The 11,995-nt window shown below is 28.5% G+C and carries 11 protein-coding genes and 3 pseudogenes; 5 read left to right on the plus strand and 9 right to left on the minus strand.

Annotated elements, in window-relative coordinates:
* Positions 1–255 precede the first annotated feature (255 nt).
* Together ORL93_RS25710 and ORL93_RS25715 are read right to left on the minus strand one after the other, a co-directional pair.
* A pseudogene (locus tag ORL93_RS25710) lies at positions 256–1,693 on the minus strand (IS4 family transposase).
* A 183-nt stretch (positions 1,694–1,876) separates the two neighbouring features.
* Positions 1,877–2,338 carry a hypothetical protein gene (locus ORL93_RS25715; protein WP_323055354.1) on the minus strand — a complete coding sequence of 154 codons (462 nt, stop codon included), beginning with the start codon at positions 2,336–2,338 and terminating at the stop codon, positions 1,877–1,879.
* 226 nt (positions 2,339–2,564) lie between these two features.
* On the opposite strand from ORL93_RS25715, the pseudogene ORL93_RS31610 reads away from it, so the two are divergent.
* Positions 2,565–2,648 (plus strand): annotated as a pseudogene (locus ORL93_RS31610) (IS6 family transposase); the annotation flags it as partial.
* Positions 2,649–2,836: 188 nt separating this feature from the next.
* On the opposite strand, the gene ORL93_RS25720 reads toward ORL93_RS31610, so the two are convergent.
* The gene (locus tag ORL93_RS25720; RefSeq protein WP_265959762.1) at positions 2,837–3,646 is read right to left on the minus strand and encodes a lipid II flippase family protein; all 810 of its coding nucleotides are present in this window, start codon (positions 3,644–3,646) and stop codon (positions 2,837–2,839) included.
* 373 nt (positions 3,647–4,019) lie between these two features.
* Between ORL93_RS25720 and ORL93_RS25725 the strand changes: the two are divergent.
* Positions 4,020–4,400, plus strand: a pseudogene (locus ORL93_RS25725) (IS6 family transposase); the annotation flags it as partial.
* A gap of 29 nt (positions 4,401–4,429) precedes the next feature.
* On the opposite strand, the gene ORL93_RS25730 reads toward ORL93_RS25725, so the two are convergent.
* The 5 genes from ORL93_RS25730 to ORL93_RS25750 form a co-directional block, all read right to left on the minus strand.
* A complete protein-coding gene (locus ORL93_RS25730) occupies positions 4,430–4,828 on the minus strand; it encodes a disulfide bond formation protein B (protein ID WP_265959764.1) in 399 nt (132 codons plus the stop codon).
* 32 nt (positions 4,829–4,860) lie between these two features.
* Positions 4,861–5,268: a thioredoxin family protein gene (locus tag ORL93_RS25735; protein ID WP_265959765.1), complete on the minus strand. Its 408-nt coding sequence runs from the start codon at positions 5,266–5,268 to the stop codon at positions 4,861–4,863.
* Between the two features lie 11 nt (positions 5,269–5,279).
* Positions 5,280–7,385: a peptidase domain-containing ABC transporter gene (locus ORL93_RS25740; RefSeq protein ID WP_265959766.1), complete on the minus strand. Its 2,106-nt coding sequence runs from the start codon at positions 7,383–7,385 to the stop codon at positions 5,280–5,282.
* Positions 7,386–7,701: 316 nt separating this feature from the next.
* Complete coding sequence (locus ORL93_RS25745; protein ID WP_265959767.1) at positions 7,702–7,899, minus strand: hypothetical protein; 198 nt, start codon at positions 7,897–7,899, stop codon at positions 7,702–7,704.
* A gap of 36 nt (positions 7,900–7,935) precedes the next feature.
* Positions 7,936–8,118, minus strand: a complete 183-nt coding sequence (locus ORL93_RS25750; protein ID WP_265959768.1) for a hypothetical protein — start codon at positions 8,116–8,118, stop codon at positions 7,936–7,938.
* A gap of 122 nt (positions 8,119–8,240) precedes the next feature.
* On the opposite strand from ORL93_RS25750, the gene ORL93_RS25755 reads away from it, so the two are divergent.
* Positions 8,241–8,339, plus strand: a complete 99-nt coding sequence (locus ORL93_RS25755) for a hypothetical protein (RefSeq protein WP_483298359.1) — start codon at positions 8,241–8,243, stop codon at positions 8,337–8,339.
* Positions 8,340–8,473: 134 nt separating this feature from the next.
* Here ORL93_RS25755 and ORL93_RS25760 read toward each other — a convergent pair whose 3' ends face one another.
* The gene (locus ORL93_RS25760) at positions 8,474–8,662 is read right to left on the minus strand and encodes a hypothetical protein (protein WP_265959770.1); all 189 of its coding nucleotides are present in this window, start codon (positions 8,660–8,662) and stop codon (positions 8,474–8,476) included.
* Positions 8,663–9,841: 1,179 nt separating this feature from the next.
* Here ORL93_RS25760 and ORL93_RS25765 point away from each other — a divergent pair.
* Both ORL93_RS25765 and ORL93_RS25770 read left to right on the plus strand, forming a co-directional pair.
* The gene (locus ORL93_RS25765) at positions 9,842–10,753 is read left to right on the plus strand and encodes an ABC transporter permease subunit (RefSeq protein ID WP_265959771.1); all 912 of its coding nucleotides are present in this window, start codon (positions 9,842–9,844) and stop codon (positions 10,751–10,753) included.
* Positions 10,746–11,651: an ABC transporter permease gene (locus tag ORL93_RS25770; RefSeq protein WP_265959772.1), complete on the plus strand. Its 906-nt coding sequence runs from the start codon at positions 10,746–10,748 to the stop codon at positions 11,649–11,651. Before ORL93_RS25765 ends, ORL93_RS25770 begins: the two co-directional genes overlap by 8 nt.
* Positions 11,652–11,995: the final 344 nt, after the last annotated feature.

Raw genomic sequence — 11,995 nt, forward strand, 5'->3', positions numbered from 1 at the left:
CCATCGATTTTTCAGTACCAAATAGTCCATATTTGGCTGATAAATCGTCTTAGCGTACACCAAACACCTTGAATTGTGTCCGAATTGTGTCGTAACGTACAATTTTCTTTTTTTGATATGGTGAGGCCATGCCCATCAACTTAAGAATGGAAACAAAGTGTACTTTCATTTTGTGGGGTAAAGCATCCCTAAAGTAGAAGCATACTCTTAATAATACGCATACCAAATAAACCCTAACGGGTTTCATTTTTTAAATTATGCAACTTTCTTTTGTTTTTTCAATCCATTATACTCATAAACAACACCCATAATATCAAAGACAGTCTTCTTCTCATATCGATGAGATTTCCGTCCGTTCTTCTGTAGGAGGTGGAACAGGCGAATTAGGATCTTTGTTATTTCTTGGGTGTTTTGTTGTATGGCTTGATACAAAATCGATAAATGATCTTGAATCATTCCAATTGCTTTATATTCACTTAATTCTCTTTTCTTCTTTTTCAAAAGAAGTTCTCTCATTTTAAACATAGTAGAGGAGCACAGGAATATAGCGATTAGCTTCCCATATAATTGGCACTCCAATCGTTCTTGTTTTACATAACGATAATGGTCTATTTTGAAGAGGGATTTCCATGTTTTAAAAACAATCTCTATTTGCCAACGCAGCGTATATAACTCATGCACTTGTTCCATCGGAACCCATTCCCAAGGCGTATTCGTCACGTACACGTTTAATCCCGCTATAATTTTACTTTTCTCTGAGTACGTTCTATTTTTTAATTTTTCTTTTTCTGCAATCTTTGCTTGACGTTTTTGAAGTTGCTTTTCTGTTAATCGATGAAAAATAACACGTGCGAACAGTTGTTGTTTATCCCCAATATAAGCATTTTTTAATTCAAATGTTTCCCCGGGGTGTAGCTGTTTCAAAATCTGTTTCACATTGATTTGTATGTATTCCGTTTGTTTCTTCATCGCACCATTTTTGAAGTATTCTGGGGTTGGATTTTTCACATATATATTTGTGTTTAATTTTAAACGAGAAATATAGTATGTCCCTCGTTGATCCATTTGATCTAAGTCTTCCAATGAAAAATAGCCTAAATCACGTATACATAAATCTCCTGGTCGTAAGGTATCTAAACATTCTGTACCAAATGTTTTATCATTATTTTTCCCTGGTCCAACTTGAAAATTAAGAAATTGCCCACTATGCAAATCATATTCCAATTGAATTTTAATTCCGGCTGTTTGGGCACATCCTCCAGAACCTGGATATACATTCTCTAAAGTACTTGGTACTTGAAATACAGTAGCGTCTAGGATACGAATTCGTCCAAAATAAGAAAAAAGTTGATTGGAAATTTGAGTTTGTTCACATATTTTTTGTTGTAACAGTAAAGAAAAAATATGTTTTAAAAACAAAACTGCTTTAGCATTTAAACGTTTATTTAAGCCCTCAGGGCTGAGTAAAGTACCAGTAGCTGCATGGAAGCCTACTACATAATCGGACTAAAGGATCACTTGCCACCTGTTGACTGATCCAAATACAAATAGTAGCTAAGTCTGATCCAGAAAACTTACGTTTTCGCTTTATAAATCCGATTTCTCTTGCAAGTTCTTCTAAAAATACAGGTGTCACATATCGTTGTAATTCTTCCGCAAATGGTTGTAGTTCATCTTGAATCGAGAGATGCATAAAAAACGTCATCCTTTCTAATCTAGCTTGTTTAGAAAGGATATCGTTTTTTTGTATTGAAGGGTATTAAAATTTCTTAAGTTTGGGGGCATGTTATGTTAAGTCATATAGATAAAAAGAAATGCAAAAAAATCCCAGTATTCCAGCCTTCTTTTCAATAAATCAATAAGATATATTATTCAATTATTGAAAAGGTACGTCATATATAAACCATGTTCCATCTTTTTTATACATATGGAATTGAATATCTTTACCTCTCCATCGGGGCATATTAATAACTGCAGAATCTTTGTGAGCTTCGTTTATTACTACGGGTGATCTGGCAAACTTAAAAAATGAGAGCATTTTTTCATGGAGTTCAAGTCTTTCTTTTAAAAATTGCTTCTTCTCCTCAATCTTTTCTTCATCATTTTTATAGAAAAGGTAAGTTGTTTCATAATTTTTTTCTTGTATTGAATGTAAATATAATCTTACTACTGTTTTAGGGGTCTGATCTTTTAATGTATAAATGTCCTGAGTTTTTTGTAGTTTATTATATAATTTTTGTTCTGTATGATTTAAATCTGCTAAATACGGTGAAAGAGGGAATAAAATCCAAAGAAGAAAGATTACTAAAATAAATAAACCTATTTTTTTCTTATTCATCATATAAAAGCCTCTCATAAATTAATTAGGGATATATAAATATAATAATATATGTAATAGAGCCTTACTAGTTTTTTATTACAAAGGGACCCGACCCATACCCATCAAATTAAGAAAAACAAATACCCTAAAACGAGAAAATTGACATTTCTAGATGAAAATATACATTTTTTTTGTTTTGGGGGTGTTATAAGATTCTTAAGTTGATGGGCATGTATGGTGAGGCCTATATAAACAAAGGCGAAGTCTCTTTGAAGACTTCGCCTTTTCAACGTACAGTGAACTTCAACAATTACTAGCTACTTCTTAAACATTGCGCCTCATTTACCAACCTGTTTATGCTTTTTTCAAACTTTGCAACAGAACCGTGCTGGCCAATAATAAATATAATTCATATCGCACTTAAAAAGAGTAAAAGTAAGCAAATTAAACTTTTGAAAATCGAATGTAAACTTTTTATTATTTGTTTACATCTGTTTTTATTTTCATATAAAACTTTTAAGAAATAAATTTAGCAAACCATGCTATATAATATGCACCTGGAACTAATATAACCTGAGCAACTAATGTACCTAATAATCTCGAAATTAATATCATAAATGTGAAATTCTTAAGTTCCCAATAACTACGATTGTCTTGTACAACTTTGTCAGTTAAAAAAGATAATTTAGGATCAATAAGAAGTGTTAATAGTATCGTAGCTACTCCAGTAATAATATTAGATGAAGACATCGCTGCTTTATCATAATCAGGAATTAATAAAGTTGCATACAACGCAGACATAACACCTACTGTAAATACGGCAGAAACAATTGTATTAGTAACAAATAATTTAATTGATATATTTTTAAAATTTACCCCTTCCAAATTATTTTTATTTACTAAAACAAAATAGTTTTTCATTCTTTTCAAATTGGTACTATTTATTAATTTGAACATGTTTAAAAACGAACCATCTTTTGATAAAGATACAAGCGCTTTAGAAAAAACATTCATAAAAAATGGCACTAATAATCCGCCAAGTATTACTCCCATAGTAGAACCTAATAACAAAAATCTAAATTGTTTAATTAATAATTCTAACCCACCATTTTTTGCTGCACTATCAACCAAAGAAGCAGTAAATGGTTGTTGAAACATATTAGAAAATCGAGCAATTAAAGACATAATATTATATATAGCAAAAGCCGATGCAACTAAAGCTAATTTCGCTCCAACAAGTCGAACTCCATATCCTAAAACTTCTATAGAAGTCATAAGCATTAAAAATAAAAAGATACAAATTACTTTAAAAGTAATAAACTCCATAGTCATCTCCCTTAAGTTTCTATAAATACATAACTTAATAATTATATTACAAATATTCAATATTTTCTATATAATAACAAACCACTTTCTATTTTATAAGCAAAAAACATACTTTATTTGACATTTTAAAGTGCATTTTTAAAGTAAACTTTTAGATAGAAGTTTACTTTAAAAATACAAAAAGAATCCCGGAATTCCAGCATTCTTTTTGATAAATCAATAAGATATACTATTTAATTATTGAAAAGAGACGTCGTATATAAACCATGTTCTATTTTTTGGTTCTGGTGCAAAAACTCAAAAACTTTTGCAAGTAATCTCCTAAACTTGGACATACTGATAGAATTACTCTAGAAAAAGGTGTGTGATTGATATGGAAAAGGAAAATTTGTTTAAATGGAAGCATTATCAGCCGGAGCTAATCTTATTAACAAAAAAGTGGTACCTACGGTACAATTTGAGCTTCCGTAACCTGGTGGAAATGATGAAGGAACCAGGCTTATCCATAGCTCACACAACGATTATGCGATGGGTTCATCAATATGGACCTCAATTAGAAGAGAAAGTACGACATCATCTTAAAACAACAAATGATTCATGGAGAGTCAATGAAACTTATATTAAAGTGAAAGGGCAATGGATTTATGTATATCGTGCCATTGATTCAGAAGGGAATACCATTGATTTTTATCTAAGTAAATCAAGAGATAAACAAGCAGCCAAACGCTTTTTCAAAAACTTTGCAACAGCATCAAAATTTTTCTATGCATTATTCCTTGTATCTTAATAGTTCTCACCTATATTCTTGTTTATAAAAAATGATAAAACAAATATTATTATGAATGCTGTTAGAGACATAAGCGGAATTGTTATAAAACCTCCCCATTTTTCATAGATTGTTAAACAGCTACTTGTAACACCACAAAAGTTACTTTTGTGGTGAGTAAATTGAATAAAGTTATGGTAAGAAGAAATAATTATGCCTATCCCTGAAAAACAACGAAGGTAATATTTTATATTTTTATCGTTAGTTAGTATTGAAATAAAAATTAACAAGGGAATTGGGTACATTAAAATTCTTTGATACCAACATAGATTGCAAGGAACGTAGCCCTTTACTTCACTAAAATATAAACTCCCTATCGTTGCTACGATTGAAACAAGAAAAGAAAAATACACCATATATTTACTCCTTTGTAAAAATCATTTTAATTTTATTCCACTAAAAATTTCTTTAATCCAGCCTTAGATTGAAGCCCCTCTACACGATTTATTTCTTCCCCCTTTTTATAATGTAGTAAGGTTGGAGTTTTTTGTATATTTTCATCTTTCAAAAAATCAATATCCATATTTTCATCAGACTCCATATTTATAGCAAATACCTTTATTTCTTCTTCTTTAATCACTTCATTTAAGAATGGCTTTGTAGTTTGGCATGCTGTACAGCTAGTTTTGTATACGTAAATATAAAAATTATCTTTCGCGTTTAATTTATTTTTATATTCTTTCATATTAATATTGGTATAATTAGGTTTATCTAAGTCTTTTGAAGTGAATATAAAGAAGAGAGAACCTATACTTAGCAGAATAACGAAAGTGGAAAACAAGATTTTTTTTGACATTTCTTTCACCTCTAATTTAATTGTTTCACAGATTCTTTTTGCATTTCGAAGATAGATTTTTCTTTAAAAATAAATTTCTTATCATATTTTGTTATATGCTCAGGATTATGTGTAATAAAAATTACTATCGCATTTAAGTCTAATAAAGCATCATAAATTTTCATGAAGTTATCAGGATCCACATTACTAAGCGATTCATCTAAAATTAAAACACTTGGTTTATGGAGAATTGCTCTAGCAAGACATAATCGCTGCTTTTGTCCAGTAGACAAATTGGAATTACTATCATTTATTACAAAATTAGCTCCTTTGGGAAGTGAAGTGATTACATCATAAATGTGTGCGATTTTACAAGCCTTTATTATTTCATCTTCAGTAAAATATTCTCCCATACATAAATTCTCTTTAATTGTATCTTTGAAAAGAAATGGAGTTTCATTTAAATAAATAATTTCTTTTCTTAAGCTATTATCATTAATCTCATTAATATCAATACCATTAATATATATTTGCGATGAGTTAGTTTGATATAGTTTGTTTAATAATTTTGAAAATGTAGTTTTTCCTGAACCACTTTCACCAATTAAGATAACTTTTTCATTATCAAAAATATTCATATTAACATTTTTAATAATACAGTGATTATTAATATTAAAGTTTAAATTGTGAATAGATATTTCTTTAACTTTTGTAATATCTGTCTGTATCTTGTTTTGAACTACTGGATAATTTATCACATCAGTCAACCTTTCCTTAGCCACTAATGATTTTTGTATTTCTCCTTGTAATTCAATTAAGCCTGTCAAAGAGTTTAGCATAAACAGAGTTAAAGAATTTATAAAAAGCAAATCCCCTAATGATATAGTATCCGCCATAATTTGTTTAGCACCGACAAATAACAATATGATAGAAAATGAAGTTTGGACAAGCCTTTTAAGTCCATTATTATTTATTATTGTAATAGATTCTTTTAACGTTGAATTAAGTTCTATATTAAATACTTTGTTAAATGCAGAAAAAAAATATTCTTTCTTGTTTAAAGAATAAATATTAGTCATATTTCTTATAAATTGTATTAAAAAAGATTGTGTATCCGCATTTCTACTCATAGAATCTTTATTTCTTTTTTGGAGAATATCATAATACATAAAAGAAATTGCTATCAAAATTAACGTCAAAATAAGAACTGTAAAAAAAAGCAAAATATTGATACTATAAAGAACAAATCCTATACCTAAAAAAATTACAGTATTTAATATTACTGAAACAAAGGCTACGTTTACTAAATTTCTAATATAATAAATATCATTAAATCTCGATATAATATCTCCATCATCCCTATTCTCAAAAAAATTAATAGGTAATTTTAATATTTTCCGGAAAAATTCTTTCGATATAGATTGATCTAGTTTTATTGCGGCCTTATTAACTATATAAGATCTTAAATAATCAAATGCATTACTTAAAAAATTGATTCCTAAAAAAATTAAAGTGAATTGCAACAATAGGTAATCATAAGTATGAGGAATTATCTCATCTATTAAAAGTTTAAAGAAGAACGAGTTGCTAATTGAAAACATTACAAACAAAATAGATAAAACTAAGACAAACGAGGTACTTAATTTATTATTTCTTATCAATTCTTTAATGAAGTTATTGTGATAGCTTGTTTTTTTATCAGAATTACAGTTTTTTGATTCAATTAAAAGAAATATGCCCGTAGTATATTTTTTAAACTCCTCAATAGTAATTTTAGATATTTTATCATTACTTGGGTCGCTTATTACCAATTTATTGCCCTTTCTTTTATATATAATTATATAGTGGCCTTCGTAATATTCGTTGACCTCTTTATTTATTAAAGCTATACAAGGTCCATCAATATGTTTTAATGCTACCCCAATGTCCTGTTCACTTATCTCAACAGCTTTACAAGCAAAATAATTAATCTGATTGAATAACGATATCAAATCTTTTAAGCTATATCCATTTTTATAACCAATTTGATCTCTAAGATAATTAATACCATGATGTAAATTATAATATTTAAAAATAGATGCTACACAAGCAATTCCACAATCGTATTCTTCTTGTTGTTTTGTATGTATGTATTTCATTTTATTATCACCTTTATATAATATTCAGATTTTAATTTGGTCATTTTTACATTTAATAGTAACATATTCCAAAATATTTCTGTCCTAAACAGAGTTTTGGAATCTGTTACAAACAACTTTAGTAAACACCCAAATTGGTATCTAGACTGTAAATTGTATATAAAAAATAATCATTCAGACTTTTTATAGAAATTGCAATTTCTATAATCTTTGGTTTCTATTGAAAAATTACATAATATGTATTTTTCATCTTGTCCAGTTATCCTTAATATTCTTTATATAATATGATGCCGCTATATTAATTCATCAATATGGTTTATTTCCACTCTGGATAGCAAAATTGGTCAAATAAGCCACACGCCTTAAAATTCTTTAATATACATTGATTTAGTAAACTTTTACAATTAGGTCCTGCTCCACCACCATCATGGGTTTTCATTTCATTTGTTGGATCAATTCCTCCAACATGCTTTGTTAATTCTTCCGGTTTTAATTCACGCATAAATGTATTCATTTTAATCCCTCCTAAAATTAATAATATTTAAGGAAATTAGCAAAATTGGTCAAACAAGCCACATGACTTAAAATTCTTCAGTATACAAGAACTAGCCAGCCTTCTACAATCAGGCCCTGCTCCACCACCATCATGGGTTTTCATTTCATTTGTTGAATCAATTCCTCCGACATACTTTGTTAATTCTTCCGTTTTTAATTCACGCATAAATTCGTTCATATTACCCCTCCTTATTAGGTTTTTTATTACATAAATTACAATATATAACTAATTACAAGGTGTCAATAATAATATATGGAATTTTATAAATATTCTGATTTAAAAATAGATTAAGCTTATTTATGATCCTGTTTTCAAGATTACTAGGCACATTAATTGCTCAAATTATATTAGTTTCCAGTGCATATTATATAGTATGGTTTACTAAATTTATTTCTTAAGTGTTTATACAAAATATAACTAGATATTATTAAAAGATAAATTCCCCCTAGTTTGTAGCTAGGGGGAATTTTAGATTCGAAAACCTATAAATACCACTTTAATGTACTAATTTACTGTATGAGCCTCTTAATGGTTACTTACAAAATTGAAGTACTAAATCGCACTGTTGAGTGTAACCATGCATACACAACCATCCCAAGTGTTTACAATTCGGTCCTCCTCCATGACCACCATCATCGGTTTTCGTTTCATTTTTGACATTAATTCCACCTGTATGTTTCTCTAATTCTTCATTTTTTAGTTCGCGTATTAAATTTTTCATCTTAACTCCTCCTTTGTTTTTACATAAATTACAATATAAGGTTTTTTAGAGTTTGTCAAATTAAATTTTAAATTATATAAATGTTCAGAAATAAAAAAATACGGATGCTATCAAATAAATTTTATGGACAATACATGATTTTAATTAGTCTTTGATTTCTTAACGCTGAGTAATAAGAAAGATGTTTAAAAACATGTATATTGTTACTTTAAATGAACATATAGTGTAATGATGAAAATATAATATTCAAAGAAAATAATTGTATAAATCCGATTCAGAAAAAATGATGTGAGTCTAATCTATTGGAGCAGTGAGAATGTTTCCTATTTTAGAACAACTAGGTTTTATTAAGAATCTAAATGAATTTGAAGAGGATCTTAATGAAATTACTATATAGGGAGCAACAAAAAAACTTAAATAAATTATTACTTTTCCAAATAAGGATGTGATTTTACAATAACATTTAAATTTATACTAGTTTATTGTGGCATTATTAGGTTCAAAAAAATACTCCATTACAAAATATAACCCCGCTTTAAAATCAGCACGGGGTCATACGTGTTTTAGATTTTATAATTTTTTCTGTATACATTTAATTACAGTTAGTACAGTGAATAATCTAATTTATTTTAAAATTCATAAACACTGAATATTGACATAAAATAATTAACAGTTTATTGTATAATATGTAAAAAATACTAATGAATGGGTGGGAATGGATTTATAACAATCCCTATGATGTCTTTCACCGCATTTTCAATTATTTTTATCTCATCATTCTTGATGAACAATAATAAATGCTAAGAATAACTAAAATAATAAATAAGATTATAGAAATGTATGTATCCCTCTTCTATAAATATATAAATTGGTCTCTATAAAGATTTGAAACAAGAAAAAGTTTTTATTGATAGGTTCAAAAATAATGAAAACAAAATCATACTGATGTTATCATTAAAAAATATATATAAATAAAACAATAAATATTGATTACTTATGCAGCTGGTATATATTTACTTTACCATGATATCCCTAAATAGTAGTTAGTGTGAGCTAAGTAATGTTTTTAACAAATTAATGAACTGTATACTATGTTAAAGTTAAAGAAATGCCGGCATATTTATAATCAAATCTATTAGAAAGGTTTATAAAACAAACTAAACTGAGGAGTTGCATCGTATGGTTTTTGCTAAAAAGCTATCCTTTTTTATTGTTCGTTTACTTTTTATTGTATTAGGTATTATATGCATATGTTGTTTACCAAAATTACTTTTAACTGAATCCCAAAAAGGTATGACTGGTGTAGACATAAAGACTTCTCCGTTACTACAACTTAATTGGGATCAATATATAGAGTCTATAAAAAATGTAATTCACTCTTTAGTTCACCTTTCACAAGTTACATATGAATTAAATGGAATAGATCGTGAACTGTTTCCATATTTACTAGAACCTTATTTGTACACGTTAACTATTTTGACTGCTTCTTTATTTATTGCTATAGTCTTATCTACTTTTTTAACAAATTTTACATTCTATTTTTCAAAACAAGTTCAATCTCTAATTCTTAAAGTGTTAAATGTGTTAGAAACTTTACCTGATTTATTTTTTGTAATTTCTGTTCAATTAATAATTATTTTGATTTATAAAAATACGAATTGGTTGGTTATAATTCCCTTCTCAACGATACAAGGAAAGACTTACTTTTTACCAATTATAACCCTTTCAATCTTACCAACTATCTATCTTTATAGAATGAATTTACTTAATTACAAAACAGAGCTTACAAAAGACTATATCGATTTTGCAATTGCAAAAGGACTAAAACCTTTTTACATCTTATACAGACATGTTTTTATCAATGTAATTATATCAACTTTTTATAACGCAAAAGCTATATTTATATTTATGATTTCTAATATGATTGTGCTTGAATTTTTATTTAATTCATTTGGATTATTAAAATTCCTAATTAACCATCAAACCTCAGAAATCACGTCGATTGGAATTTTACTTTTAATGATACCGTTCTATCTTTCTTTTGAAATATCAAGATGGATTCTATCTGGGAGAAGGAATACATATGTTTAAAAATTTTTTTCGAAGTAAACAGTTTTTAGGAGGATTCTGCATTTTAGCCACAATTATCATTGCTAGTTATGCTATAGAAAACTACGTAAAAATTGGGCAATTTAAACTAACTTCTGAGGCTAGCCCAGCACCCCCATCTTTCGCACATCCACTTGGTGTTGGGGACTATGGTATAGATGTATTACAGCAGGTCCTTACTTTTGCAAAAACACCCATTTTCTATTCTTTACTTATTGCTTTTATACGGACACTTTTTTCACTTATATTTGGATTTTTACTTGCCTATTCTTATAAATGGACAAAGTGGTTAGATTGGATATTGGATCCATTCCAATATGTGCCAACTATATTGTTAGCACTTTTTTTACTATCACCTGTACCAATCATGCAAATCAAGCAAGATAATCAATGGATATTTTATACGATTACTGTTCTAGTTCTTATTGGTATACCCAATCTAACACAGCTCATTAGTAGTGAAATTCGGTTATTATTACAGCATGAATTTGTAACAAGTTCTAAAACAATGGGGGGAAGACCTTTTCACATATATAAACTACATCTTAAGCCCTATTTAATTCCAAAAATATGTATTTGGTTTAATCAACAAGTGTTACAAGTTTTCATTTTAATGATGCACTTAGCATTATTTCAAGCCATTTCAATTAGTATTGGTGGAACGGTCACTTTACTTAGCCAAACTAGCGAACACTTAATACGTCAACCATGGGTAGCTTTCGGTCCTGTTATTTTCTTTACTATTGTTATCTTAGCGATGTATATGATGATGTCTGGCATAAAACACGTTTTAGAAACTGATATAAATTATTCGGAAGAATCCCTTTTACTAAATAAGTTAGAGAGAGAAAGAAAAGAGAATAAAAGAATACATATTTAATTAAGCAATGGGTTCCTTAAGAAAGAGGTACGGAAAAAAAATCCTTTCTTTTGTAATCACTGATAAACCTAAAAAAGAGAGAAGGCTATATTTATTGAACTGTACCCCGAATCGTGGACACCAAAAAAAGGGTTCTGGTGCAAAAAGATAATGAAGAGTAAAAAGAATGATTCATTCCTAACGGAATGACTGCTTATGAGGTAAGGCCAAAGAGAATATTAATCAGTTGTATCTGCTTTTGGACAGACTTTTTGGTCTTACCCCCGTCAAGTGGACAGCTGTAAAAAAAGACTATGCAGCCATCAAGATTCGATATTCAATCGGAGCTCGATGGTTAAGCCTTT

The organism is Bacillus sp. DHT2 (assembly GCF_026241455.1).
Taxonomy (GTDB): Bacteria; Bacillota; Bacilli; order Bacillales; family Bacillaceae_G; genus Bacillus_A; species Bacillus_A pseudomycoides.